Annotated in this window: 23 protein-coding genes and 1 pseudogene; 12 read left to right on the plus strand and 12 right to left on the minus strand. The window is 62.1% G+C overall.

Annotated features, from left to right (window positions below; all coding sequences use genetic code 11):
• Positions 1 to 2 precede the first annotated feature (2 nt).
• The 5 genes from trpC to rpe form a co-directional block, all read right to left on the minus strand.
• On the minus strand, positions 3 to 824 hold the full coding sequence (gene trpC, locus SADO_RS16590; RefSeq protein WP_353113445.1) for an indole-3-glycerol phosphate synthase TrpC: 822 nt from the start codon (positions 822 to 824) through the stop codon (positions 3 to 5).
• Positions 821 to 1,873, minus strand: a complete 1,053-nt coding sequence (trpD, locus tag SADO_RS16595; RefSeq protein ID WP_353113447.1) for an anthranilate phosphoribosyltransferase — start codon at positions 1,871 to 1,873, stop codon at positions 821 to 823. Before trpD ends, trpC begins: the two co-directional genes overlap by 4 nt.
• Positions 1,870 to 2,481 (minus strand): anthranilate synthase component II, encoded by a 612-nt coding sequence (locus tag SADO_RS16600; RefSeq protein WP_353113449.1) that lies wholly within the window; start codon positions 2,479 to 2,481, stop codon positions 1,870 to 1,872. Before SADO_RS16600 ends, trpD begins: the two co-directional genes overlap by 4 nt.
• Positions 2,478 to 4,067 carry an anthranilate synthase component I gene (gene trpE / locus SADO_RS16605; protein WP_353113451.1) on the minus strand — a complete coding sequence of 530 codons (1,590 nt, stop codon included), beginning with the start codon at positions 4,065 to 4,067 and terminating at the stop codon, positions 2,478 to 2,480. The genes SADO_RS16600 and trpE overlap by 4 nt, the downstream gene beginning before the upstream one ends.
• Positions 4,068 to 4,357: 290 nt before the next feature.
• Positions 4,358 to 5,044 (minus strand): ribulose-phosphate 3-epimerase, encoded by a 687-nt coding sequence (gene rpe, locus SADO_RS16610; RefSeq protein ID WP_353113453.1) that lies wholly within the window; start codon positions 5,042 to 5,044, stop codon positions 4,358 to 4,360.
• A 71-nt stretch (positions 5,045 to 5,115) separates the two neighbouring features.
• Here rpe and SADO_RS16615 point away from each other — a divergent pair, with 71 nt between their 5' ends.
• The 3 genes from SADO_RS16615 to SADO_RS16625 all read left to right on the plus strand — a co-directional run bounded on the left by SADO_RS16615 (position 5,116) and on the right by SADO_RS16625 (position 7,928).
• Positions 5,116 to 5,571 carry a CopD family protein gene (locus SADO_RS16615; protein ID WP_353113455.1) on the plus strand — a complete coding sequence of 152 codons (456 nt, stop codon included), beginning with the start codon at positions 5,116 to 5,118 and terminating at the stop codon, positions 5,569 to 5,571.
• Positions 5,572 to 5,659: 88 nt separating this feature from the next.
• A complete protein-coding gene (locus SADO_RS16620) occupies positions 5,660 to 6,544 on the plus strand; it encodes a phosphoribosylaminoimidazolesuccinocarboxamide synthase (protein ID WP_353113457.1) in 885 nt (294 codons plus the stop codon).
• A 346-nt stretch (positions 6,545 to 6,890) separates the two neighbouring features.
• Positions 6,891 to 7,928 carry an OmpW/AlkL family protein gene (locus SADO_RS16625; RefSeq protein WP_353113459.1) on the plus strand — a complete coding sequence of 346 codons (1,038 nt, stop codon included), beginning with the start codon at positions 6,891 to 6,893 and terminating at the stop codon, positions 7,926 to 7,928.
• 36 nt (positions 7,929 to 7,964) lie between these two features.
• On the opposite strand, the gene SADO_RS16630 is transcribed toward SADO_RS16625, so the two are convergent.
• The 5 genes from SADO_RS16630 to SADO_RS16650 form a co-directional block, all read right to left on the minus strand.
• Positions 7,965 to 9,947 (minus strand): alpha/beta hydrolase, encoded by a 1,983-nt coding sequence (locus SADO_RS16630; protein WP_353113461.1) that lies wholly within the window; start codon positions 9,945 to 9,947, stop codon positions 7,965 to 7,967.
• A gap of 558 nt (positions 9,948 to 10,505) precedes the next feature.
• Positions 10,506 to 11,141 (minus strand): hypothetical protein, encoded by a 636-nt coding sequence (locus tag SADO_RS16635; protein ID WP_353113463.1) that lies wholly within the window; start codon positions 11,139 to 11,141, stop codon positions 10,506 to 10,508.
• 28 nt (positions 11,142 to 11,169) lie between these two features.
• The gene (gene prpB / locus SADO_RS16640) at positions 11,170 to 12,036 is read right to left on the minus strand and encodes a methylisocitrate lyase (protein WP_353113465.1); all 867 of its coding nucleotides are present in this window, start codon (positions 12,034 to 12,036) and stop codon (positions 11,170 to 11,172) included.
• A gap of 207 nt (positions 12,037 to 12,243) precedes the next feature.
• Entirely contained in the window at positions 12,244 to 13,689 is a 1,446-nt protein-coding gene (locus SADO_RS16645; protein ID WP_353113467.1) for an aldehyde dehydrogenase family protein, read from the minus strand.
• 101 nt (positions 13,690 to 13,790) lie between these two features.
• Complete coding sequence (locus SADO_RS16650) at positions 13,791 to 14,435, minus strand: TetR/AcrR family transcriptional regulator (protein ID WP_353113469.1); 645 nt, start codon at positions 14,433 to 14,435, stop codon at positions 13,791 to 13,793.
• Positions 14,436 to 14,591: 156 nt separating this feature from the next.
• On the opposite strand from SADO_RS16650, the gene SADO_RS16655 reads away from it, so the two are divergent.
• The 4 genes and pseudogenes from SADO_RS16655 to SADO_RS16670 form a co-directional block, all read left to right on the plus strand.
• The gene (locus SADO_RS16655; protein WP_353113471.1) at positions 14,592 to 15,773 is read left to right on the plus strand and encodes an alkane 1-monooxygenase; all 1,182 of its coding nucleotides are present in this window, start codon (positions 14,592 to 14,594) and stop codon (positions 15,771 to 15,773) included.
• Positions 15,774 to 15,898: 125 nt separating this feature from the next.
• Entirely contained in the window at positions 15,899 to 16,066 is a 168-nt protein-coding gene (locus SADO_RS16660; protein ID WP_353113473.1) for a rubredoxin, read from the plus strand.
• Positions 16,067 to 16,130: 64 nt separating this feature from the next.
• Positions 16,131 to 17,285, plus strand: coding sequence for an NAD(P)/FAD-dependent oxidoreductase (locus SADO_RS16665; RefSeq protein ID WP_353113475.1), 1,155 nt, complete (start codon positions 16,131 to 16,133; stop codon positions 17,283 to 17,285).
• A 73-nt stretch (positions 17,286 to 17,358) separates the two neighbouring features.
• A pseudogene (locus tag SADO_RS16670) lies at positions 17,359 to 17,460 on the plus strand (VapC toxin family PIN domain ribonuclease); the annotation flags it as partial.
• 5 nt (positions 17,461 to 17,465) lie between these two features.
• Here the strand turns inward: SADO_RS16670 and SADO_RS16675 are convergent.
• A complete protein-coding gene (locus tag SADO_RS16675; protein ID WP_353113477.1) occupies positions 17,466 to 18,590 on the minus strand; it encodes an FAD/NAD(P)-binding protein in 1,125 nt (374 codons plus the stop codon).
• A 19-nt stretch (positions 18,591 to 18,609) separates the two neighbouring features.
• Positions 18,610 to 19,119: a phosphohistidine phosphatase SixA gene (gene sixA / locus SADO_RS16680; protein ID WP_353113479.1), complete on the minus strand. Its 510-nt coding sequence runs from the start codon at positions 19,117 to 19,119 to the stop codon at positions 18,610 to 18,612.
• A gap of 504 nt (positions 19,120 to 19,623) precedes the next feature.
• Between sixA and SADO_RS16685 the strand changes: the two genes are divergently transcribed.
• From SADO_RS16685 to SADO_RS16705, 5 genes are all read left to right on the plus strand, one after another.
• The gene (locus tag SADO_RS16685; RefSeq protein WP_353113481.1) at positions 19,624 to 22,647 is read left to right on the plus strand and encodes a ribonucleoside-diphosphate reductase subunit alpha; all 3,024 of its coding nucleotides are present in this window, start codon (positions 19,624 to 19,626) and stop codon (positions 22,645 to 22,647) included.
• A gap of 234 nt (positions 22,648 to 22,881) precedes the next feature.
• Positions 22,882 to 24,090 (plus strand): ribonucleotide-diphosphate reductase subunit beta, encoded by a 1,209-nt coding sequence (locus tag SADO_RS16690; RefSeq protein ID WP_353113483.1) that lies wholly within the window; start codon positions 22,882 to 22,884, stop codon positions 24,088 to 24,090.
• Between the two features lie 40 nt (positions 24,091 to 24,130).
• Entirely contained in the window at positions 24,131 to 24,538 is a 408-nt protein-coding gene (locus SADO_RS16695; protein ID WP_353113485.1) for a TIR domain-containing protein, read from the plus strand.
• The gene (locus tag SADO_RS16700; protein ID WP_353113487.1) at positions 24,538 to 25,497 is read left to right on the plus strand and encodes a caspase family protein; all 960 of its coding nucleotides are present in this window, start codon (positions 24,538 to 24,540) and stop codon (positions 25,495 to 25,497) included. The genes SADO_RS16695 and SADO_RS16700 overlap by 1 nt, the downstream gene beginning before the upstream one ends.
• A gap of 13 nt (positions 25,498 to 25,510) precedes the next feature.
• On the plus strand, positions 25,511 to 26,032 hold the full coding sequence (locus tag SADO_RS16705; RefSeq protein ID WP_353113489.1) for a hypothetical protein: 522 nt from the start codon (positions 25,511 to 25,513) through the stop codon (positions 26,030 to 26,032).
• Positions 26,033 to 26,246: the final 214 nt, after the last annotated feature.

The following is a 26,246-nucleotide window of genomic DNA, read 5'->3' on the forward strand; positions in this document are numbered from 1 at the left end:
CGCTACGGCGCACCAGTCGACACATGGGTGCCCAGCAGTGCCGCCACTGCCTGGCCCGGATCAGGTTCGCGCATGAAGGACTCGCCGATGAGAAAGGCGCCAAAATCGGCGTTGGCGAGCTTCTCTAGATCCGCCGGCGTGTGGATCCCGCTTTCGCTGACCAGCAGTCGGTCGCCGGGGATGGCGTCGCGCAGGGCGAGGCTGGTGTCGAGCGTGGTCTCGAAGGTGCGCAGGTCGCGGTTGTTGATGCCGAGTATGGTCTGCGCGGGCAGTTCGAGCGCGCGCTCGAGTTCTTCGCCGTCGTGGACTTCGGCCAGCACGTCCATGCCCAGCTCGAACGCACGGGCGGCGAGGGTCTGCATGAGGTCGGTCGACAGGGCTGCGGCGATCAGCAGAATGCAGTCCGCGCCCAAGGCACGGGCCTGGTCGACCTGGATCGGCTCGATCATGAAGTCCTTGCGCAATACCGGCAGGTCGCAGGCGCGGCGCGCGGCGGCAAGGAAGTCGTTGTCGCCCTGGAAGAAGTCGCGATCGGTAAGCACCGACAGGCAGGCCGCGCCGCCGGCAGCATAGCGCTCGGCCAGCCAGGCGACGTCGAAATCCTCGCGAATCAGGCCCTTGCTGGGCGAGGCCTTCTTGACCTCGGCGATCACCGCGCGCGGCACCTTGGCCCGCAGGGCGTCGGCAAATCCGCGGGGTGCGTCGGCTGCCGCCACGGCGCGCGCGAGTTCGGCGTCCGTCGTGGCGGCACGGAAATCCTCGATCTCCTCGCGTTTGCGCGTCAGGATGCGGTCGAGAATGGTGTCGGTGGTGCGGACGTTCATGGTTGTACGACGCCGGTCGCGCCGGTCATGGTCTGGGTGAGCTCGGCCAGGGCAGCCATGCGTTCGCCGGCCGCGCCGCTGAGCAGCACGTCACGCGCCAGGTTCACCCCGGCGGTGATGTCGACGGCATGGCCGGAGACGTAAAGCGCCGCGCCCGCGTTGAAGGCGACCATGTCGAGCGCCAGCCCCGGCTTGCCGGACAGCACCTCGTGCACAATCTCCAGGCTCTGTGCGGCAGACTCGACACGCAGGCCGTCCAGCGAGCCGCGCTCCAGTCCGACATCCTCGGGGGCGATCTTGTACGTCTCGATCTTGCCGTCCTTGAGTTCGGCGACCCGGCTGGGTGCATTGATCGAGAGCTCGTCGAGGCCGTCCTCACCGTGCACGATCATCACGTGCCTGCTGCCCAGGCGCTGCAATACTTCGGCGAGCGGCTCGCAGAGATGGCCGTTGAACACGCCCATCACCTGGTTGCGCGCACCGGCCGGATTGGTCAGCGGGCCGATGATGTTGAAGATGGTGCGTACGCCCAGTTCGCGACGCGGGCCGACGGCGTACTTCATCGCGCCGTGATGCGCCGGCGCGAACATGAAGCCTACGCCCAGCCGGCGGATGCATTCAGCAACCTGTTCCGGCGACGTGTTGATCGCGACACCGGCCGCCTCGAGCAGGTCGGAGCTGCCCGACGAACTGGAGACCGAGCGGTTGCCGTGCTTGGCCACATGGCCACCGGCTGCGGCAACCGCGAATGCGGCTGCGGTGGATACATTGAAAAGGCCCGCGGCGTCGCCGCCGGTGCCACAGGTATCGACCAGGTCTTCGGCCAGTGCGTCATCAATCGGCACATCGGTCGCCAGTTCGCGCATCACCGCGGTGGCCGCGGCGATCTCGGGGACGGTCTCGCCCTTCATGCGCATGGCAATCAGGAAGCCACCGATCTGCGCCTCGGTGGCTTCGCCGGTCATGATCGCCTTCATGGCGTCATGCATGCGATCCGCGCTCAGGTCGCGCCCGGCGACGATGTGGTTCATCAGTTCGCGATCGATCATGACGCGTTCTCGTCTTTCGTGGACTCGCCGCAGCGCTTGAGGAAGGTGCGCAGCATCTCGTGGCCGTGTTCGGACAGGATCGACTCGGGGTGGAACTGCACGCCCTCGGCGCCGGTGGGGGTATGGATAAAGCCCATGATCTCGTCCATCTCGCCGGCGTCGTTCTCGGTCCAGGCGGTGATCTCGAAATCATCCGGCAGGCCGTCGCGGGCGACGATGAGCGAGTGGTAGCGCGTCGCGGTCAGCGGCTCGGCGAGGTTCTCGAACACGCCGCGGCCCGTATGTCGGATCACCGACGTCTTGCCATGCATGACCTGGCGCGCGCGGGTCACCTTGCCGCCATAGGCTTGGCCCAGTGCCTGATGGCCCAGGCACACGCCGAAGATCGGCAGGCGATGGGCCAGGCGCTGGATCAGCTCGATCGACACGCCAGCCTCGTCCGGCGAGCACGGCCCGGGTGAGACGACGATACCCTTCGGCTTCATTTCCTCGATGTCTTCGACCGTGACCTGGTCGTTACGCACGACATGCACCTCGGCCTCGAGCTCGCCGAGATACTGCACCAGGTTGTAGGTGAAGGAGTCGTAGTTATCGAGCATCAGGATCATGATGCGTCTCCCTTGCTGCCTGCCGTGGCCGGCGTGTCGTTCTGGCCGTAGGTTGGGCCGCTGCCGACCGCGTTGCGTGTCGACAGGCCGCGTTCGGCAATGGCCGCCGCCTTCATCACGGCTTTGGCCTTGTTCATGGTCTCTTCCCATTCGGCGGTCGGCTGCGAGTCGGCGACGATGCCGCCGCCGGCCTGCACATGGATCTCGCCGTCCTTGAGCACCGCGGTACGAATCGCGATCGCCAGATCCATGCTGCCGTTGCCCGCCAGATAGCCTACCGCGCCGCCATAGACGCCGCGCTTGACCGTCTCGATCTCGTCGATGATCTCCATCGCCCGGATCTTGGGCGCGCCGGAAAGCGTGCCGGCCGGGAACGCCGCGCGCAGCGCATCCATCGGTGTGAGACCGGCTTTTAGCTTGCCGGTGACGTTCGACACGATATGCATAACGTGCGAGTAGCGCTCGATCGCCATGCGTTCGGTCAGCTTCACGCTGCCCGGCTGGGACACTCGGCCGACATCGTTGCGGCCGAGATCGATGAGCATGAGGTGCTCGGCGATCTCTTTCGGATCTTCGAGCAGGTCTTCGGCCAGCGCTTCGTCTTCCGCTTGCGTGGCGCCGCGCTTGCGCGTGCCGGCGATCGGCCGAACGGTGACTTCCCCGTCCATGGCGCGCACCAGAATCTCCGGGGAAGCGCCCACGACGTGATGGTCGCCGAAGTTGAAGTAATACATATAAGGCGACGGGTTCAGGCTGCGCAGCGCCCGATACAACGACATCGGCTCCGCGTTGAACGGCGCGGACAGGCGCTGGCTGGGCACCACCTGCATCACGTCGCCGGCCTGGGTGTAGTCGCGGATACGCCGGACCGCGTCCTCGTAGCCGGCCTGGGTGAGACCGGAAACGAAACGGCTGTCGTCGAGCGTCGTGGTCGATGCGCCGCTGTCCTTCGTGCTGCCGCGGGTAGTGCTCGTGGTCAGCGGCTGTTCGAGCGCGTCGAGCAGCTGATCGAGCCGCGCGGCCACGCGCTCGCGGTCGGCGCTATCGCCGTCCACGTAGTGGGCCACGCAATAGAGCTTGCCGGATAGGTTGTCGAAGATGACCAGTTCCTCGGCCACCAGCAACAGGATATCCGGTAGGTCGAGCGGGTCGTCCTTGTTGGCGCCCTTGGCTAGCCGCGGTTCGATATAACGAATGGTGTCGTAGCCGAAATAACCGACCAGCCCGCCTGTCAGGCGCGGTAGTTCGGGCAGGCGCGGCAGCGGCCGGGCGTCGTTGAAAGCCTGAATCCAGGCGAGCGGGTCGTCGGTCTCGATCTCTTCGAGCACCTCATCGTCGCGCTCGTGAACGAGGGTCTTGCCGCGCACGCGGATGCGTTCGGCACAGGGCAGGCCGATGATCGAATAACGGCCCCAGCGCTCACCGCCCTGAACGGATTCCAGCAAAAACGAATAGGGCGCGTCGGCCAGCTTGAGATAAGTCGACAGCGGGGTGTCGAGATCGGCCAGCGCCTCGACAACCAGCGGTACGCGCTTGGCATGGAGCGGATGGGCCGAATTACGGTCCGGGGAAGACGGATTGTTCATGGGATCACTCGATCAGGACAGTCAAGAAAACGGGTACGCGCGTCGGTTTGCAGCAACCACCGGAAAACGCGCGACCGGATGAAGGGGTGTTAGCCCCGCCAGTCGCCTTCTTGCCATCGCCAGGCTGCGTCGAATGCGCAGTTGGCGGTGTTTTTCGATCGATTCGATGCCATGTCTGTCGTCGTTCGCTTATCGCGCGTAGCCGCGCCGAATTCACGCAATGCTGACTTATCTCGTTCGCCTTGCCAAGTCGGTTCAGGCAACACGCTCTGGGCCTGAAGCGGCCGGGATCAGCCGAGTTCGGCGCGCATGTCCTTAATGACCTTGGCATAGTCGGACTGGCCGAAGATGGCGGAACCGGCCACGAAGGTATCCGCGCCGGCCGCTGCAATGCGACCGATGTTCTCTGTCTTGATGCCGCCGTCGACCTCGAGACGAATGTCGCGGCCGGAGGCATCGATGATCTCGCGCGCCTCGGCGATCTTGCCGATCGCTTCCTCGATGAAGCTCTGGCCGCCGAAGCCGGGGTTCACCGACATGATCAGCACGATGTCGATCTTGTCGAGCACGTACTTGAGATATTCCAGCGGCGTGGCCGGGTTGAACACCAGGCCGGTCTTGCAGCCGGCATCAATCGCCAGCTGAAGGCTGCGATCGATGTGCTCGCTGGCTTCCGGGTGGAAGGTGATCGAATCCGCCCCGGCATCGGCGAAGGCGCTGATCAGCGAATCCACCGGTTTGACCATCAGGTGTACATCGATCGGCACGTTCGGATGCTTGGCCTTCAGGCGCTTCGCCAAGGCTGCACAGACCGGCGGGCCGAAGGTGAGATTGGGCACGTAATGGTTGTCCATTACGTCGAAATGGATCCAGTCCGCGCCGGCGTCGATGACAGCTTCGCACTCGTCGCCCAGGGCCGCCAGATCGGCAGCGAGAATGGAAGGCGCGATAAGCGGCGGCAGCTTGGATACAGACATAGATAAAAACCGTGGATCGGCGGGCGGAGCTAGTTTACGCTCTGCGAATTACCCCTGTCAGTCAAGCTGGAATGGCATATCTCGTTGCGCTGCATGCGCTGGCCGCAGTCATCTGGGTTGGCGGCCTGTTTTTCCTCGTCGGCATCCTGCGGCCGGCCGCCTCGGCGGTGCCGCTGGCCGAACGCCTGCCGCTGCTTTCCAACGCCATGGGGCGCTTTTTCCTGTGGGTGTGGATTGCGGTGATCGTACTGCTGGTGACCGGCAACACGATGATCTTTGCGCTCGGCGGCATGGGCGCCGTGCCGCTCTATATTCATCTCATGCAGGGCCTGGGCTGGATCATGTTCCTGTTGTTCGGGCACATGTTCTTCGCGCCCTGGCGACGGGTGCGGGTTGCGCTGGCCGCGGGCGCGCTTGCGGACGCGAGCCGGGCAATGAACCAGCTGCGTTTCTTCGCCACGGTCAATCTGGTGATCGGCCTGGTCATCGTGGTGATTGCCACCGGCGGGCGCTACGGACTGGTCTGATCTAGCGCACTCGTGCCGGGCGCAGCGCCCGCACTGCTAGAATTCCCGCGTCACATTCTTCAGCCCGCGCCCACGAGGCGTCCGCGCCATGCCCGATACGCTGTTCGAATCCGATCTGCACAGCCTGCCGCTGCTTATGCGCGGCAAGGTTCGCGATGTCTATTCCGTGGGGGACGACCATCTGCTGATCGTGGCGACGGATCGACTGTCGGCCTTCGACGTGATCCTGCCGGACCCGATTCCGGGCAAGGGCATCGTGCTGACGGCCGTCTCCAATTTCTGGTTCGACCATTTCGCCAACGATATCGCCAATCACCGCGCCGATATGCCGCTGACGGATATCCTCACCGCCGACGAGATCGAGCAGGTCGGCACGCGCGCGATGCTGGTCAAGCGTCTCGACGCGTTGCCGGTCGAGGCCGTGGCACGCGGCTATATCATCGGTTCCGGCTGGAAGGACTATCAGGCGAGTGGTTCGGTGTCGGGAATCGAACTGCCAGCGGGCCTGGCGCAGGCCGAGCAGCTGCCGGACCCGATCTTCACGCCCTCGACCAAGGCCGAGGCCGGTGACCACGACGAAGCGATCGATTTCGATGCCGTCGTCGATCTGGTCGGGCGTGATCGCGCCACGCAGATTCGCCATGCCACGTTGTCGATCTACAAGCGAGCAGCGGCCTACGCGCGCGAACGCGGCATCATCATTGCCGATACCAAGTTCGAGTTCGGCGTCGACAAGGTAGGTGAGCTGGTTCTTATCGACGAGGTGCTCACCCCGGACTCCTCGCGTTTCTGGCCGGTGTCGGAATATGCCACCGGCATGAGCCCGCCCAGCTTCGATAAGCAGTACGTGCGTGACTATCTGGAAACGCTGGACTGGGACAAGACGGCGCCCGGCCCGCGTCTGCCGCAGCAGGTGATCGACAACACCGCGGCCAAGTATCGCGAAGCCTGCGAGCGTCTGATGGCGCGCTAGACGCCTCGGGCTATCCAGATAACCCGTTGTTCATAGGCGATTTTTGCGCAAAGCGCGCGCGAATTTCGGGATACGGCAGCCGATAAGGCGCTGATTTCAATTTCTTTCCAGCCGCCGCGACGCCCGTCGCGACGCGGCTTTTGGCCGTCTGCGCGCGCCACCCATAGCCGAAAAGGCATGTTTTCCGAGCGCCGCCGTTGCTAGGCTCCGCTGCGTCGTTTATCGCGGTTTTATTTCGTAAAAGCGAATCAAAAACAAATGGTTACAAATTCCCAAAACCGTTGGGACGCGTAACCTGAATCCGTGTGCGAGCGACGTTTAGGGTTATACGCAAGGGAGGAGATGCATGCCTGAAAACGGGAACCAACGACCGGACCATGTTCGGTTCATGTTTATTGGTCTGGGTCTGCTGCTGGCCGCGGTGACGGCACCCGCACGGGCAGTGGAGAATAGCGACGGCCTTGCGGTTCCGGACACGGGCGAGGCAGCCGAGTCGGATGGCTTCTACAAGCGCTATATCAAGGATCGTCTTTACCTGAAGCCGGGGGCGAGCTATCTCGATTTCGGGCGTCTGGAAAGCACCGACCTGAAGCTGTCCGGGGTGAAATTCCCGGCCACGCTCGCGATCGGCAATGGCGGAGTGGATGGCGCCAAGGCCTCGATCAGCAACCAGACGATCGGCACCATCGCGCTCGGTTACAACATTCCCGGTACCGGTCGGCATCTGTCGTTCGAGACCATCATCGGCAAGCCGATTGATATCAGCTTTGTCGCCCAGGAAGGGGCGTTGCGCGATGAATCGCTGGCGCCGACCGCGCGACTCGGCAACGTGGTGCCGGAGGGCATCATCGGCGGCGAGGCGTTGCAGGATCTGCTCAACGGCCTCGGCGGCGCGGTCAACGACACCACCGGCCTGCTCGATACCGGCATCCCGCCGCTCGGGCGCGAACTGGGGTCGGTCAAGAGCCTGCCGATCATGATGACGCTGCTCTATCACCCGTTCCCGGATTCGTATTTTCGGCCCTATATCGGTGGCGGCGCGGTGTACCTCTACAACTTCGACTCCGAGATCACCAACGACGTGTTGACCCAGGTCAACGACCCGGGCTTCGATGTGTCCTCCACGCCGGGCTACGTCTTGCAGGCGGGGATCGATATCGGCAATCCGGAGCACGGCTTCTTTGGTTTCGCCGACGTGCGCTATATCGGTGAGGCCACGGTCAAGGGCGAGCTCAGCGACGTGAACGTACGCGTACGCAATCAGGCGCTGGGCGCCACCCTCGATGCGCTTGGTTACGGCGAGGACATCGCCGTGGGCGACGCCGATATCGAGCTGGATATCAACCCGATCATCTATACCGTGGGCGTGGGCTACCGGTTCTGATGCAGGCGGGCAGCCCTGCCGGCTGCCCGCCTTAGCTCAGACGCCTTCGCGCGCGATCTCCTGCGGGTCGAGAATCGGAATCTCGACGTTGCCATTGATGGTGCTGGCCGGTACGAACAGATCTCGCGAGAAGCTGATCGGGTACTGCGGATGGAAGCCGTAGATCAGTACGCCGACCTCGTCGCCCGCGCTCAGGCGCTCGGCCACGCCGGTCATGTCGAGGTCGTGCGTGCCAAAGCCGCGCAGCGGTGTCAGCTGATCGTCGATCAGGTCCCAGCGCTCGGAGTTCGGCGCGCGCTTGCCGAGGGCGAAGAAATACACGGGATCGCAGTTCAGCGGTAACGCGGCCACGCAGGCGTCGGGATCGAGCAGGGCGATCCTCGGTAGCGGCAGCACGTCTTCCAGCAGAGCGGTCGGCTCGATGGTTACAGACAGTTTGGGAACGCCGGCAAGGACCGCTCCACCCATTGGCGCGGTATAGATCGACTGGGTCTGAAGCAGGCGCTCGCGACCTTCGCTGCCCAGCGTCGCCCCGAGCAGCCCCAGCACGCCGGAAAGGGCGGGCGTGTCCATGGTCAGATCGTGGCTTTCGCCGCCAAAGGTGATCGTGTCGACCGCGATTGCGTCGCCCTCGTCGAGACTCAGGCAGACGTCGTCGCCGATCGTGAGCGCGTTGTCGATGGCGCCGGTCTGGCCGCGTAGCTTCTCCTCGAACCAGGCAAACGTAACCGCATAGAGATCGAGGCTGCCGCAGGTCTGGCTACCGCCGGCGTCCTGAAAGCCGGGCAGCGTGAGCGCGGCGTAGAACGGGTCGAGTGGTTCTTCGAGGCCGACCGCGCCAAGGCTGACGGGTAGCACATGCCCGGTCTGGTGGGTGAGCAGTCGCACGTCGCCGCCGAGCTGCTTGAGGCAGTCGTAGCTGTTGGCCGCGTCGTTGAAGTTGAACAGGGTGTCGCGAAACCCCTGGGTGATGAGTGCATCGAGCTCGTGGAGGCCGCCCGGCGCTACGGCTAACGGGTCCGGAACACCGAGCGTGAAACCTGCCTGCGATGCGGCCGGCGTGGTTTCGCAGAAATAACGCAGGCTGTGATAACGGAACAGGTTGGACGCCGGATCGGGCAGGTTGTTGGTCAGTGCGCCGCGGACGACGCTTTCGTAGATGACCGGGTCCTGGCGCAGTCCCTCGGCCCGCTGGAACTGCTCGAGCGCGTCGTCGACCAGCGCGGTGGGATCGCCCGTGGTCGCTAGCCCGAGAATCGGCAGTTCGCCGGCGCCGACCAGCGCCAAGACCCAGCCGGTCTTCACGACATTGTTCGGGTTGAGCGAATAGGTGAGATCAAAAGGCGCGATATCCGGCGCGAGTACACGCAGCCGCTCCTCGGGATCGGCCCCGGCGAGCAGCCACTGGTACATGCCTCCATAGGAGCCGCCGTAGCTGCCGACCTTCATCTTGCCGTTCGCGCGCCGAGCGAGGCCTTCGAGATCCTCGGCCCAGTCGAGCACGGCGATCAGGTCCTGGCCTTCGAAGTCGGGCGACATCACGCGCACGGTGCCCGACGATTCGCCAAAGCCGCGCTCGTCGATCGACAGCACGTAGTAGCCCGCGTCCCGCAATTGTTGCTGAAATGCGTCCGGTTCGACGCTGCGCGAACCGCCGTAGCCGTGGCCATGCAGCACCAGCGGATAGCTTTCGCCCTCGACGAGTTCGCTGGGTTCCATGAGCTGGATCACGATGGTATCGCCCGTCGAGTCGACCTCAAGGGCCTGACGATAGACCGTGCCGGCGCGGCTTTCGCTGACCGGCACCGTGGGTTCGCTGCTGTCGTCGTCCGGTGTGCCGGAATCGGTGGGCGGCGTGCCCCCACCGCTGGCGCTACCACCACTGCCGCCGCCGTTCTGGCCGGCCTGGGTGCCGCCGAGCACCACATCGCTGTCGTCGTTGCAGCCGGCCAGTGCCAGCGTCAAACACATCATTACAAGGATCGCCCGCGTCACGCGGCCGAATTGAATCGTTGCCATGTGGTCTTCTCCCCCGTGCCGTTTGCCGGCTATCGCGTTGTTTTCTGTTTCTTCGGGATCAGCGGCCGCGCTGTTATCCGGTCGTGCGGCGTTTGTCGCGAATCTGAAAAGAAATCTTTACGGGAAAGCTTGAGCGCCCGCAATACGGGCTGCGTAGTGGGATGCACCGGGCTATGGGCCGCAGCGAATCAGCGGACGAAGCAAGTATCGGGCGGCCAATAAGAAATCTATGACCCAGGCGCCGAATCGATAAAGATGCGGGTGCCCGTTGGCGCACGCTTCGGCGCGCCTGGATAAGCGTACTAGCTTGCTTGTAGCGCTAAGTCAGTCGCTGGGATTTGAGTCGGCATGGCTCTCGATGGCGTTACGCAGAGCGATTGGCTCGCGGCCTAGGCTCGGCGTTCCCAATCGAAGGCGAGGCGAGCCGGGGTGGGGCATATACCGGGCAGGCAGGGCGTTCCCGATTCAGCAATGGAATACAAGCCGGCCGGTGTCGAAATCGAGGGTGGTCGCGGCGGACCAGCGGCCTAAGCTGCTGGATAGTTGTTTCTATGCGCTTTAGCGGCTATTGGCTTGGCGGGTCAGTTCGGCATCAAGAAGGCTGATGATCTTGTTGCGATCGATGCGCTGGTCCTTGATCGCCAGGTAGTAGGCATAGCCCATGGCGCGGGTGTCCTTGGCGCCGGCCCGTTTTTCCAGATCGGCGTCGTGCTCGATCATGAAACGCAGCATTTTCGGGTCGTTGCGCTGGATGGCGTAGAACAGGCCGGTCAGCGGCTCGGTGTCCTCGCGCTCGTCTACGGCGTCGACGTCGAGGCCGTGGGCGAGATAGAAATCGGCACAGCCGTAGGGGTCTTCGAGCTGGGCTTCGCGTTCGAAGATATGCACCAGTCCGCCGGCGGCCTGCAACTCGGATGCATCGGCCTCGCGGGCTTCGACCTGCTCGAAATCGCGTTCGCAGAAACCCTTCGGCTTGGCGTCGACTTGGGCCTGGGCGTCATATTCCGTCGACTCAATCGACGAAGCCGGCGCCTCGGCGCCGGCTTCGTTGGTGGCCAGGTTGTCGGCGGGCTGCTCTATAGCCGTCGACGCTGCACCGTCGTTGACCCGGCCCGGGTCACGCGCGAGCCAGAAAATAATCGCAGCCATGAGCACGGCGACAACCGCCGTAATGATGGCAATGGGTTTCCACATGGACGTCTCCGGTATTGCGGGGGTGAGATCAGCCCTTGTCGCGGCCGAACAGCGCGTCGAGCTTGTCTTCGTATTCGTGGTAGCCGAGGTGTTTGTAGAGATCGCTACGGGTCTGCATGCGATCGACCACGTTCTTCTGCGTGCCTTCAGCGCGGATGGCGGCATAGACGTCGAGCGCGGCGTTGGCCATCGCCCGGGAGGCCGACAGCGGATACAGCACCATCGCCACGTCCTGGCTGGCGAGTTCTTCGGTGGTGTACAGATCGGTGGAGCCGAACTCGGTGATATTGGCGAGTACCGGTACGCCGAGATCGGTGAAGCGCTTGTACATAGCCAGATCTGTCATGGCCTCGGCAAAGATGAAATCGGCCCCTGCTTCGATACAGGCCTTGGCGCGATCGACGGCTGCATCCAGGCCTTCGACGGCGAGTGCGTCGGTACGGGCCATGATCAACATGTCATCACGCGCATCGGCCGCGGCCGTGACGCGTTCGACCATCTCGTCTTTCGAGATGATTTCCTTGCCGGGGCGATGGCCACAGCGCTTGGCCGCGACCTGGTCTTCGATATGCACGCAGGCGACGCCGGCGTTTTCCATCTGGCGAATGGTGCGCGCGATGTTGAAGGCGCTGCCCCAGCCGGTGTCGATATCGACCAGCAGCGGTACGTCGGTGGCGTAGGTGATACGACGCACGTCTTCGAGCACGTCGTTCATTGTCGTCATGCCCAGATCGGGCAGGCCATAGGACCAGTTGGCCACGCCGCCGCCGGACAGATAGATCGCCTTGAAGCCGCTGTGCTCGGCAAGCATCGCCGAATAGGCATTGATAGCGCCGGCAATCTGGAGTGGTTTCTCGGTTTCGAGAGCGGAAAGGAAGCGTTGCGCTGCGGTCATGGGCATCGAACGGTCAGGTTGAATGGCGGGCGTCAGCTTAACTCAAGGGTGAGATAGCGACGCCCGGCGCGGGTTCCGACAAGACACAAACCGCAGATCGCGCAGATACGAGGCGACACTTCAGTAGGCGAGCGTTCGCCTGTTCATGCCACGCCTATCTGCAGCCCGCGCCACCAGCTGCGAAACCTGCGGATAAGTTTCTTGTGACTAGTTCAGGTACTTGACCGCGAACCGGATGAACCATTTCGTGAAGCCCTTGTAGGGCGGCAGGAACAGGAAACTCAGCGAGAAGCGTTCGCGCACCACGGCGCGTTCGTGTGAGAACGCCTTGAAGCCATAGTGGCCGTGCGAGTTGCCGATGCCGGAGTTGTTCACACCGCCGAAGGGCAGGTTGGCGTGCAGAAACTGCACCATCGAATGGTTCACGCAGGTGCCGCCCGCGCTGGTGTTGTCGAGCACCTTGTCGATGAATTCGTTGTCGCGTGCGAACACGTAAAGCGCCAGCGGCTTGGGCTTGGCGTTGATGTCGGCGAGGATGCGGTCGGTATCGGTGAACGGGATGATCGGCAGCACCGGGCCGAAGATCTCTTCGTCGAGCACGCGCGACTGGGCATCGACGTCGGTGAGAATCGTGGGCGCGATGTAGTTGTCTTCGTTCGCGGGCGTGCCGCCGGTCGACACGCGCGCGCCGCGTTCGGTGGCGTCGTCGATGAGCGCTTTCACCCGGCCGTGATGCTTGTCATTGACGATGCGGCAGTAGTCGGTGTTGGACGCCATCGCCTTCTGGTCGCCATAGAGCCGGGTCAGTGCCTTGCCCATGGCTTCGACAAAGGCATCGGAGACGTCGGCATGGACATAGAGATAGTCCGGCGCGATACAGGTCTGGCCGTTGTTGGCGAACTTGCCCCAGACAAGATTCTGCGCGGTCTTGTCGAGATCTGCGGTCTTGTCGACGATCACCGGCGACTTGCCGCCAAGCTCGAGTGTGACCGAGGTGAGATGTTCCGCCGCCGCACGCATGACGATCTTGCCGACCGCCGGCGAGCCGGTGAAGAAAATATGGTCGAACGGCAGACCCAGCAGGTGCTGCGAGGTTTCCACCGCACCCTGCACGACGCTGACTTCGTTTTCGTCGAAGACCTCGTCGACGATCTCGGCCATCAGCTGCGCGCAGTGCGGCGTCATCTCCGATGGCTTGAGGATCACGGTGTTGCCAGCCGCGATCGCCGAGACCAGCGGGCCCAGCGACAGATTGATCGGGTAGTTCCAGGGCGAGATGATCAGACACACGCCGCGCGGCTCGTAGCGCACCTCGGCGGAGGTGCCGAACATGAGCAGCGTCGGGCGCTTGCGCTCCGGCTTCATCCAGCCCTTGAGATGACGGATGGCGTGGTTCGCCTCCATCACCACCGGCAGGATTTCGGTGATGTCGACTTCCGGCGCGGGCTTGGCAAAGTCCGCGTGGCAGGCAGCGTAGATCTGATCCGTGCGATCGAACATCGCCTGGCGCAGGCGCTTGATCTTGTCGATACGGTCTGCGGCGCTGGATGTGCGCAAGGCCAGGGCGCGACCGCGCTGGGCTTCGAACAGGCGCTCTGTACGGCCGGTATCGGCTTCCTGCTGGGGGGCGATATCTTGAACGGCGGTGCTCATCGGGTTCCTCCTGCTCGGCCGATTCTTGTCGGTATGATCGGTCGGCCGTAGTGAGCTTAGTCTAGTTCTTCGGTTCTGGTTTGCGGGTTCCGGGCCTGTGCTCAGCTTTCCAGGCTACGCGCGGCGCGGGCTGCCAGCTCGGGTGCCCGGGCGTGCGCCTGGAAGAAGATATGGGCGAGCACCCGCACCAGGCGACGATGATCGCGGGCGCTGCGATGGCCCAGCGGCAGGACTATCGCTTCCATGAGAGCGATGAACGCCCGCGCCATGTCATGCGTCGAGCCTTCCACGCCAAGGGCGCCGGTATCGCGCGCGTTGTCGAGCAGGGTCTCGATGGCCTCCGCCGCGCCGGCCTCGAAATCGTCCTGAACGGCGGTGGCATGGGCCACATCCGCCGTGCTCGGCTTGAGCCAGAAGCCGGCAATGCCCTCGGCCAGACGCGGGTCTTCTACTAGTTGTTCCAGCCCCGAGAACATCGCAAAGATGCGTTCGACCGGGTCGTCCTCGCGCGCGACCGCTTCGAAGACATGGGTCTCGAAAACGCTGACGAGCTGTCGCATGGCATCCACATAGAGCGTTTCCTTGCTCTCGAAATGCCAGTACAGGGCGGCCTTGGTCACCCCGGATTCGGTCGCCACGCGGGTCATGGAGACGCCGTCGTAACCGAAGCGCCCGAACAGGCGGAATGCGGCTTCGTGGATGCGTTTGCGTGTCTCGCCGGGATTGACGTCCGCCGGTCTCGCCATTGAATCAGTTGAACAACCATGAATTTGTCGCGACGTTAGCACAGCGAGTTGACTGACCGGTCGGTTAATGGCTACGCTTACAGCGCGCAATGTAAAAGACAACAACCCGCCGGGCAATTACGCGTTCCGCGTCGATCCGGATTGAGGAGTATGTAGATGAGTACTATGACCATGGCCGAAGCAAGGGCCCACGACCGCAAACGCTGGCTGTGGCCGATGGGCTTCGGCATCATCATCATCGTTGCCGTCACCGCGCTAACGGGCTGGTATACCGGCATTACGCCGTTGATCTTCGCGGGCCCGCTCATGGTCTACGTGATCGTGCCGCTGCTCGATTTCTTCATCGGCAAGGACAGCAGCAATCCGCCTGAGCGGGTGATGCAAATCCTCGAGCACGACCCGTTCTATCGCTACTCCACCTATATCTATGTGGTGGTGCAGATGGGTCTGTTCATCGGCGCCTGCGCCATCGCCGGCACCCAGGATCTGACGGCCTGGCAGTGGCTGGGCTTCGTGACCACGATCGGCATGCTCTCGGGTATTTCCATCAATACCGCGCACGAGCTGGGGCATAAACGCACCTGGCTGGAAGGCTGGCTGGCCAAGATCGCGCTCGCACCGGTCGCCTACGGCCATTTCTATGTCGAGCACAACCGCGGCCATCATTCCAAGGTGGCCACGCCGGAAGACCCGGCCAGCGCGCGCATGGGCGAATCCTTCTGGGCGTTTCTGCCGCGCACCGTGATGGGCAGCCTGCGCTCGGCGTGGGAGATCGAGAAGGCCACGCTTGCCCGTAAGGGCCGCAGCGTCTGGAGCGTGCATAACGAAGTACTGCAGGCCTGGGGCATGACGGTCGTACTGTGGGGCGCGCTGATGTTCGCGTTCGGCATCGAACTGCTGCCGTTTCTGGTCATTCAGGCGGTGCTGGGTGCCTCGCTGCTGGAAGCGGTCAACTACGCCGAGCACTACGGCCTGCTGCGCAAAAAGCGTGAAGACGGCCGCTACGAGCGTTGTCAGCCGGAGCATTCCTGGAACAACGATCACATCGTGACCAACATCATGCTGTTCCACCTGCAGCGCCATTCCGATCATCACGCGCATCCGACCCGTCGTTACCAGTCGCTGCGTCACTTCGACGAAGCACCGGAACTGCCGACCGGCTATGCGGGCATGATTGTGCTCGCCTATTTCCCGCCGCTCTGGTATCGGGTCATGGACAAGCGTGTTGTGGCTCATTATGACGGCGATCTGCGCCAGGCCAATCTGCAGCCGTCGGCGCGTCAACGACTGCTGAAGAACTACACGCCGTCCGCAACTCGCGAGAACGCCGCGGCGTAATGCTACGGAAGAGGTTGCAGATCGCCGTGACAAGGCGGTTTTGGTAGCCTTGGGCTCCACCGACTGGGCGCTGTTACGACAGCGCCCGTTTTTCGAGTAACGCGCAACGAGTCAAGGGACGTTAAATGAAGAAGTGGCAATGCATCGTCTGCGGTTTCGAATATGACGAAGCCGAAGGCATGCCGGACGAGGACATCAAGCCGGGCACCAAGTGGGAAGACATCCCCGAAGACTGGACCTGCCCCGACTGCGGCGCCCCCAAGGATGACTTTGAAATGATGGAAGTCGACTAGAACTTACGGCCGCACTCGACGGGCCGTAAGCGCGGCCCGTTTCGCTTTCAACGCAGGAAATTGCATGGATCCGATCATCATCGTCGGTACCGGGCTGGCCGGCTACGGCACCGCCCGCGAGTTTCGCAAGCACGACAAGGAAACGCCGCTGGTCCTGATCACGCGCGACGATGGCGCGAGCTACTACAAGCCCGACCTTTCGGAAGCGCATGCCAAGGAAGCCTCGCCCGACGATCTGATCAAGAAAAACGTCGACGCCATGGCCGAAGAGCTCGACGCCACGATCCATACTCATCGTCAGGTCGAATCCATCGACCCCGAGGCGCGCGAGTTGTCGCTCAACGGCGATACGCTCAAGTACCACAAGCTTGTGCTCGCCTTCGGTGCCGATCCGATCCTGCTAAACCTCGGCGGCGACGCTACCCAGTCCGTGCACAAGGTCAACAACCTGGCCGACTACCGCAGCTTCCGGAGCCATCTCGGTGACGCCAAGCATGTTGCGATTCTCGGCGCCGGCCTGATCGGCTGCGAGTTCGCCAACGATCTGGTGGGCGCGGGCTACGAAGTCTCGGTGTTCGACCCGGCCGGCTGGCCGCTGTCGCAGCTGCTGCCGGAAGCGTGCGGCCACGCTGTCGAAAAAGAGCTGGCGCGCGCCGGCGTGCACTGGCATCTCGGCCATGCTGCGGTGGCCGTGCACGAATCGAACGAGCAACTGCAGGTCGTGCTCGACGACGATGATAGTGTCTATGCCGATGTCGTTCTCTCGGCCGTGGGCCTGCGTGCCGGCGTGAGCCTGGCGCAGGATGCGGGGCTCGAGACCGATCAGGGCATCAAGGTCGACCGCACCCTGGCCACCAGCGACCCGCATATCTATGCGCTCGGCGACTGTGCCGAAGTCGACGGGCAATGGCGGCCATACGTCGGCCCGCTCATGCAGTGCGCCCGTACGCTCGGCAAGACCCTGGCCGGTGGCGAAGGCGATACGGCTGGCGCGGTGAAATACCCCACCCTGCCCATCATCGTGAAGACCCATGTCTGCCCGGTGATCGTCTACCCGCCGGTCGACAAGCACGGCGAGTGGCAGGTCGAGGGCGACGGCGCCAACCTGGAAGCCCGCTTCGTGAATGAAGACGGCGAGCTGCTCGGCTTCGCGCTCACCGGCGACGCCACCAACAAGCGCCGCGACTATCTCAAGGACGCGCCGCCACTGATGGACTAGCGCAGTTCGCGTTAGTCCACGATGCGCCATATAGCGACGGGCGTAAAAATCGACCAGACGTGACGTTGTGCCCGCGCGTGCCCCGGGCCTCGTGCTGGTAACGAACAACGTCAGAGAATTCGAGCGAGTCCCTGAGCTGCGTATCGAGAGCTGGATCCAGGCTTCGGGCAACTAAACGAATCAGGCGGCGCGATCCGACGCACGCGCCAAATCGCCAAGCCGTACTCCCGCCAGCCGCGCGCCCTTGATATTGCCGGCCATCGGCCCGAGTTGCAGGCTGGCCGGGCGGCCGAGCAGGTGTAGCCCCGGCGCTGCTTCCAGCGATGGGTTCATGAATATGTGGCCGTCCTCGTCGCAGCGTAGGTCGTATTCCTGGATGCAACGATGCAGCAGGCTGCCGCGCGCTGGCCGGTGGTCGAAGCCGGTGGCGAGGATTATGCGATCGGCTGCGAGACGGGTGCCGTCGGAAAAGCCCAGCCCGTTTTGTTCGCAGGTTTCTACCGTGCCGCGGCGCCAGGCGATATCGCCGGCGGCCAACGCGGCGGTAATGCGTGCAAAGACGTCGGGCGGCAGCGTGCCGGGTTGTCGAGCGGCGCAGAGCAGGGCGCTGCGCTGCTCGATCAGCGTGCGTTCGAATGGCGCGAGGCAACGCGGGCCGGCATAGCAGGGGTCGCTATCGAAATCGGCGCGTTTGGGCGTGTCTCTTGTGACCCAGCACACGCGTTGGTCCTGCGCCTGTAGCCGCAAAGCCAGTTGTGCGCCGGTGATGCCGCCGCCGACCACGGCAGTGCGTGCAGCCGGGTCGGCTGCCGCGTCGAAGTCCTTGTCGTAGACGTGTTCGCAGCCCGCGGCCCAGGCCGGCCGGTAGGGCGCGTTAGGGCCAAGCGCCAATACCAACCGTTTGGTGTCGTGGCGCGCGCCGCCGACAGTAATGGCCCGCCACCCGCTGGCGGTGCGTTCGATCTTCTCCGCGCGATCGAGGATTCTTTCAATGCCGGTTAACGCCCGTGCGGCATGGGCTTCAAACAACGCGCGTGATGGGCGCCGGTAGTAGCCGAGTTCGTGGGCGGCGTCGAAATCCTTTTCCGCCGCGAATCGACGCAAGTCATCGGCACGCGGGCCCAGATGGTGGGCGTTGGACGAGCGTAGATAGGTCATCCGGCAAGCGGCCGCGCGGCGTTGCCAGGCATCGAGCGGGCCTTGGTCGTCCAGCACGGCGAGCGTGGACCGCGGTGCCGCACGGCGAATCGCTTCGGCGACGAAACTGCCGTGCAGGCCGCCGCCGACAATCAGCCAGTCGAACATCAATGCACGCGAACGGCGATCAGCCCAGTGCGCGCAGCTGGCGGGCGGCGAGCAGCCAGCGCAGGGTGCCGGTGCCGCCTTCCGGCGGGCCGGGAAATTCGAGCAGGGCGGCGCCGGCTTTCTTGAACGCCAGTAGCCGATCACGCCGGCGGGTCAGGCTCCAGGACACCCAGGTCGCCAGATCCGGTTCGTGGCCAACGAGCAGCAGCCGCCGGTCGCCGAAATGCGAGTGCAGGAATGCGTCCAGCGCTTCCATATCGACCGGCGGCGCGAGCGCGTCGGATTCCTCGATGGTCGGGTCGTCCAGATAGCCGGCCAGGATTTCGGCGGTCTGCGTGGCGCGCAGCAGCGGACTGGTGACGATGTCGTCGATGGCCAGATCCGCGAGCGTGGCCCGCAGCCCGGCCGCTGCTGCGCGTGTGCGCCGCATGCCTTCGGGCGTGAGCGGCCGCTCGCCGTCGGACAACCCCATGTCGCGTGCCTTGTCGCCATCCAGCGCGATGCCGTGGCGGATTACGATGATTTCCATACCCCTATTGTCACCCGGGAAGATGACGGCCGCCAGGCAGATAGGCCGGTATCGCACTATCAAGATGCGCGTGAGCGATGAAAAAAATAATCGTCGTTTCACTGTATCTCTGACGGGCATGCAAGCAGCTGTTGTTAAACAGGTAATTTATTCAGCGCGGGACTGATTCGATTTTTGCGCGTCGTGATGCCGTCACGGGGCCTTGTGCGGTCACTGTCGAATTATTACCCGGGATGGCGACGCGATGATCAGGGCGGCTAAGCCTTGCGGGATGCGGATTCGCGCTTTTTGTACCCTGGTTTATCCACAGTGTTGTGCACCTCTTGTTAACCGGGAAACCACAACATATAGTCTTTGTAGTGCTGAAAACGAGTGCTTGACCACAGCATCTAGTGGGGTAGAGTTCGTCTGCAACGGCGTTGTCCCCACGGATGCGTCGTCGCGAGTCCAGATTTTCAATCGGTGCGTCTTTCTCCCGACGGGCCGCTCATGCGAGGCATTGCCATGGAGCAGACACAGGTTTCCGAGCGCGCGCAATCGCGCGGCCAGCAGCCATCCGAGGACGTTTACGGTGCGAGCATCGAAGCGACCGCGCCCGGCGGCCACAAGGTCATTCGTCGTAACGGCAAGGTCACGCCGTTCGATGCCTCCAAGATCGAGCTGGCTGTCACCAAGGCCTTCATCGACGTGGAAGGCCAGCAGGGCGCGGCCTCCAGCCGTATCCGCCAGACCGTCAAGGACATCACCCAGCAGGTCGTGCAGGGCGTGACCCGCAGCCTGCCGGGCGGCGGCGCGGTGCATATCGAGGATATCCAGGACTACGTCGAGCTCGCGCTCATGCGCAGCGGCGAGCACAAGGTCGCCCGCTCCTATGTGCTCTATCGCGAAGAGCGTGCCCACGAGCGTGCTGCCAAGCAGGCCGAGAAGGGCCCGACCGGCGCAGAAGCCGCCGAGAATGCCGACATCAATGTCGCCTTCAAGGACGGCACCACGCGCACGCTGGACCGCGACCGCCTTGGCCGTGTGATCGACGAAGCCTGTGCCGGCGTCGACGGCGTCTCCGCCGAGCAGGTTCTCAAGGACACGCTCAAGAACGCGTTTGACGGCATCTCGGAAGACGAACTCTCCACCGCCCTCGTGCTGTCCGCACGCCAGCGCCTGGAAGCCGAGCCCAATTACGGCACGGTTGCCGCGCGCCTGCTGATGGACAAGATCCGTCACGAAGGCCTGACTTTCCTCGCCGACGGCGCCGTGGAATATGCCACGCACGCCGAAATGCGCGAGCGCTATCCGCAGTATTTCAAGGACTTCGTCGCCACGGGCGTGGAGCATGAACTGCTGGATCCCGAGCTGCTCGAGTACGACCTCGACAAACTCGGCCAGGCACTGATCGCCGATCGTGACCTGCAGTTCACCTATCTGGGCCTGCAGACGCTCTACGACCGCTACTTCATCCATCACGAATCCAAGCGCTTCGAACTGCCGCAGGCGTTCTACATGCGCGTGGCGATGGGCCTGGCGATCAACGAGATTGAGCGCGAAGAGCGCGCCATCGAGTTCTACAAGCTGCTGAGCTCGTTCGACTTCATGAGCAGCACGCCGACGCTGTTCAACTCCGGCACCCTGCGCCCGCAGTTGTCGAGCTGCTATCTCACCAGCGTGTCCGACGACCTGCACGGCATCTACGGTGCGGTGCAGGACAACGCCATGCTGTCCAAGTTTGCCGGCGGCCTGGGCAACGACTGGACCAACGTCCGCGCCATGGGCGCCCATATCAAGGGCACCAACGGCAAGTCGCAGGGCGTCGTGCCGTTCCTCAAGGTGGTCAACGACACGGCCGTGGCCGTGAACCAGGGCGGCAAGCGCAAGGGCGCGGTCTGCGCCTATCTGGAAACCTGGCACAAGGACATCGAGGAATTCCTCGACCTGCGCAAGAACACCGGCGACGACCGTCGTCGCTGTCACGACATGAACACCGCGAACTGGATCCCGGATCTGTTCGTCAAACGTGTTCTGAACGATGAACCGTGGACGCTGTTCTCGCCCAACGACGTGCCGGACCTGCACGATCTCACCGGCAAGGCCTTCGAAGAAGCCTATGCCGGCTACGAAGCCAAGGCCGCCCGCGGCGAGATCAAGAACTACAAGACGCTCTCGGCCGTGAACCTGTGGCGCAAGATGCTCAGCCTGCTGTTCGAAACGGGCCACCCCTGGTTCACCTTCAAGGATCCGTGCAACCTGCGCAGCCCGCAGCAGCACAAGGGCGTGGTGCACTCGTCCAACCTGTGCACCGAGATCACGCTCAACACCTCGCCGGGCAAGGAAATCGCGGTCTGCAACCTGGGTTCGGTGAACCTGCCGCAGCACATCGAGGGCGGCGAGCTGAACGTGGCCAAGCTGGAAGGCACGATCAACACCGCCATGCGCATGCTCGACAACGTCATCGAGTACAACTACTACAGCGTCAAGACCGCGCGTGACTCCAACCTGCGTCACCGCCCGGTCGGCCTGGGCCTGATGGGCTTCCAGGACGCGCTCTACAAGCTCAAGCTGCCGTACGAATCCTCCGAAGCCGTCCAGTTTGCCGATCACTCCATGGAGCAGATCAGCTATTTCGCCATCAAGGCCTCGACCAACCTGTCGGAAGAGCGCGGCGCCTACAGCTCCTTCAAGGGCAGCCTGTGGGACCAGGGCATCCTGCCGATCGACTCGATCAAGATCCTGCGCGAGAACCGCGGCGCGGAATATCTGGATCAGGACGAGACGCAGACCCTGGACTGGGAAGCCCTGCGTAACCGCATCGGCCAAGTCGGCATGCGCAACTCCAACTGCATGGCCATCGCGCCGACCGCGACCATCGCCAACATCACTGGCGTATCGCAGTCGATCGAGCCGACGTATCAGAACCTGTACGTCAAATCGAACCTGTCGGGCGAGTTCACCGTCATCAACCCATACCTGGTCGAAGACCTCAAGGCGCTGGATCTGTGGGACGAGGTCATGGCCAATGACCTCAAGTACTACGACGGTTCCGTGCAGGCCGTCGACCGGATTCCGGACGACCTCAAGGTGCTCTACAAATGCGCCTTCGAGATCGATGCCCGCTGGTTGATCGAATCCGGTTCGCGGCGCCAGAAGTGGCTGGATCAGGCCCAGAGCCTGAACCTCTACATGGCCGAACCGTCCGGTCGTAAGCTGGACGAGCTCTACAAGTTCGCCTGGACCAAGGGCCTGAAGACGACCTATTACCTGCGTTCCATGAGCGCCACGCATACCGAGAAGTCCACCATTACCGACCACCGTCTGAACGCGGTCGGCAATGGCGGCCAGGGCTCCGGCGGTGGTGCCGGTGCAGGCGGCTCGGTTGCCGGGTCCGCAGGCGGCAGCCGTCCGGCCCCGGCCGGTGCATCGGCCAGCAATGGCGGCAGCAGTGCCGCAGCAGCCAAGCCGTCGCCGGCGCCCGAGGCCCAGCCCACCGCGCCGATGGCCTGTGCCATCGACGATCCGGACTGCGAAGCCTGCCAGTAGGCCAAGCAAGGCTATAGGCGATAAGGGAAAAGCCATGTCGAACAGCAACGACAACGCCGCTTCCGCCAACTTCGATAACGCCGAGGCCGCCGCAGGCGAGCCAGCTTGCCCCACACCCGGGGCAAGCCGGCCACGCCGGGCCAACGCCATCCGGCAAACGATCAAGAGCCGCCGCGTGATCCATCACCGGCGCCGCAAATAACAGCGAAGACTTAAGCGAACAAGGACAACGCCATGCTCGACTTCGAAGACACCCCGCGCCAGGACGACAGCCCCGGCACGCCCAAGCCGACCACGGCCAACCCGAATCCGGCCGGCGAAGGCGTCTCGCCCGACCCGTACGCGCTTAACAAGCAGGCCGAAAAGACCAACCAGTCCGGCCCGGAAGAGGCCGTCACCGGTCTGGAACAGGTCGAGCTCGGCGGCGACCGCGTCTCGGTGGACGACAAGCGCATCATCAACTGCCGCGCCGACGTCAACCAGCTCGTGCCGTTCAAGTACACCTGGGCCTGGGAAAAGTACCTCAACGCCTGCGCCAACCACTGGATGCCGCAGGAAGTGAACATGTCCGCCGACATCGCCATGTGGCAGGATCCGGACGCCCTAACCGACGACGAGCGCCAGATCCTCAAGCGCGGTTTCGGCTTCTTCGCTTCCAGTGAATCACTGGTCGCCAACAACATCGTGCTCGGCGTCTACAAGCACCTCACCAACCCCGAATGCCGCCAGTACCTGCTGCGCCAGGCCTTCGAGGAAGCCGTGCACGGCCACACCTTCCAGTACATCGTGGAAAGCCTCAACCTCGACGAGGGCGAGATCTTCAACATGTACCGCGAGCTGCCCAGCGTGCATAACAAGGCCGCCTGGGCCATGCAGTACACCCAGAGCCTGAACGATCCGGAATTCCAGACCGGCACCCACGAAAACGACCAGATCTTCCTGCGTGACCTGATCGCCTTCTATGTCATCTTCGAAGGCATCTGGTTCTATGCCGGCTTCGTGCAGTACCTGTCATTCGGCCGCCGCAACAAGATGACCGGCACCGCCGAGCAGATGCAATACATCATGCGCGACGAGTCCATGCACCTGAACTTCGGCATCGACGTCATCAACCAGATCAAGATCGAGAACCCGAACCTCTGGACCGAAGAATTCCAGGCCGAAGTTCGCGACATGATCGACGAAGCCATGCACCTCGAGATCGAATACGCCCACGACACCATGCCCCGCGGCGTGCTCGGCCTCAACGCCGCCATGTTCGACGAGTACATGAAGTTCATCGCCAACCGCCGCTGCTCGCAGATCGGCCTCGCCGAGCTGTATCCAGGGGCCGAGAACCCGTTCCCGTGGATGAGCGAGATGATGGATCTCAAGAAGGAGAAGAACTTTTTTGAGACTCGGGTGATTGAGTATCAGTCGGGTGGGGCGTTGAGCTGGGACTAATCATTTAAATTCTGTATTCGACCGGAGGAGGGGATAAATAATGTCTTATAATCTATTCATTAGCCATTCGTGGGCATATAGCGATACATACGACAACCTTGTAAAAAAGCTCGAAGATGCCCCTTACTTCTCTTTCAAGAACTTTTCAGTTCCTAAAGATAATCCAGTGCATACTCGCGGCACTGATCGCGAGCTGGCGGACGCTATTTCTCGAAAAATGGCGTTATCTAACGTAGTGTTAATCTTAGCGGGAGTGTACTCTAGTTATAGCAAGTGGATTAACAAAGAAATAATCATTTGCAACGAGAGTTTTAGTACAAAAAAACCGATTATCGCGATTGAGCCTTGGGCATCGCAGCGTACTTCAAAAATTGTTAAAGATAATGCCACTAGAATAGTTAAATGGAATACTAGTTCCATCGTCGATGCGATTCGCGAGGTTGCCTGATGCGATATCGAAAAGCCTTGGTCGTGGGGGTCGACTACTACGATCAAATGAAAGGCCTGCATGGTTGTGTCAATGACGCATACTCTGTCGCTAGCGTATTGGATCGGCATGCAGACGGTACCGTTAACTTTAGCGTAAAAACGATTGCTGCCAACGCTGAGAATTCTAAGCTCACCCGTGGCACGCTAAAAGAAGAAGTGCAAGAGCTTTTCGAGGGCGAAAATGAGATCGCTTTATTGTATTTTGCTGGGCATGGGTTAGTTGATTCTACTGGTGGATATCTCGTTACTAGCGAGTGCGATAATGGCGACGACGGCCTAGCATTAAACGATATTCTGACGTTTGCTAATCGGTCTAAGACTCAGAATAAAATAATAATTTTGGACAGCTGCCATTCCGGAGTAGTTTGCGATCGCTCGACTGAATCCGGAATTTCCGAGCTAACCGATGGCTTGACCGTATTAACGGCGTCCACTAAAGACCAATATGCAACCGAAGATCGTAACGGAGGTGTGTTTACGAATCTATTGGTAGATGCTTTAGGCGGCGCTGGAGCTAACCTTTTAGGGGATGTCACCCCAGGAAGCGTTTATGCGCACATAGATCAGTCGCTCGGTCCATGGGAGCAGCGCCCTGTTTTTAAGACTAACGTTAAGTCGTTTGTCTCGATGCGGCACACCCAGCCGCCAATTGATTTACAAGTTCTCCAGCGTATCACTGAGCTTTTCCCATCTCCGGGGCACGAGTTCGCTTTAGACCCCGGTTATGAGCCTGAAAGTGATGCCCCTGATGCTGATAAAACTGAGATTTTCGCGATTCTGCAAAAATACAATCGAGTAAATCTAGTGGTGCCGGTAGACGCTCCCCACATGTATCACGCCGCTATGGGGTCGACGGGATGTAAGCTGACTGCGCTCGGAGAGCATTATCGGCGTTTAGTCCAGAGAAATCTGATCTAGCAGCTTAGGGGTGATGGTGGGCGACGAGGAAAAGCTTCGATATATAGAAGACGCGGGCGAAAAAAATTTTACCGCTCATCTTGAGACTTCGGCCATACTGCAACGAGAGTCCGTCACCACGGTAACAGTTTTACTAGCCGGTGCCGGAGCAGCTTTAGGCTTTGCCGCAAAACAAAACTTGCCGCTTGGGCATATCTCCTTCTCAGCGATCTGTGTGAGTGTATACCTCTTTGCGCTATCTGCAGCGGTCGTGCAGCTTTGCCTTAAGGTCAGGAATTTTCCTGCGCCTGCGAACGAGCCTAAAAATTTAAACGCTGTGGGCTATGAGTTATCTAGTATACGTTGGGCTGAGCTAGACAACCTCCAAGCTCGTATAGAAGAAGCTCAGCAGGTTAATTCGTCTCGAACTAGAAGTTTAAACAACTTGCGGTTGCTGGCGAGCGGGACGCCTTTTGTTGCTATTCTTAGTGGGATGGCTTACGAGGGCTGGGAGGCCTCCGTGAAGGATCTTGTTTGTTCGGTGTTGGGCGGCTAGGTCCGCGCTTTATCGGTTGAGGCTGGGGGATATTCGGTTTTTTCTTATCATCGACCGACATGTCGAGCAGCTCTCAATTTTAATTGTAGTGAATATTTTTCTTTTTTAGTGATCTAATGTTGCCAATCAATTGTAAGTGGCGCAAGGGAAAAATGTAGAGGGCGAATGGGGTCAGATACCCTCTTGAATTTCAAGCCCCGCCATCGGTATTTCG

The sequence above is a fragment of the Salinisphaera dokdonensis CL-ES53 genome, from assembly GCF_040361215.1.
GTDB classification, from domain to species: Bacteria; Pseudomonadota; Gammaproteobacteria; order Nevskiales; family Salinisphaeraceae; genus Salinisphaera; species Salinisphaera dokdonensis.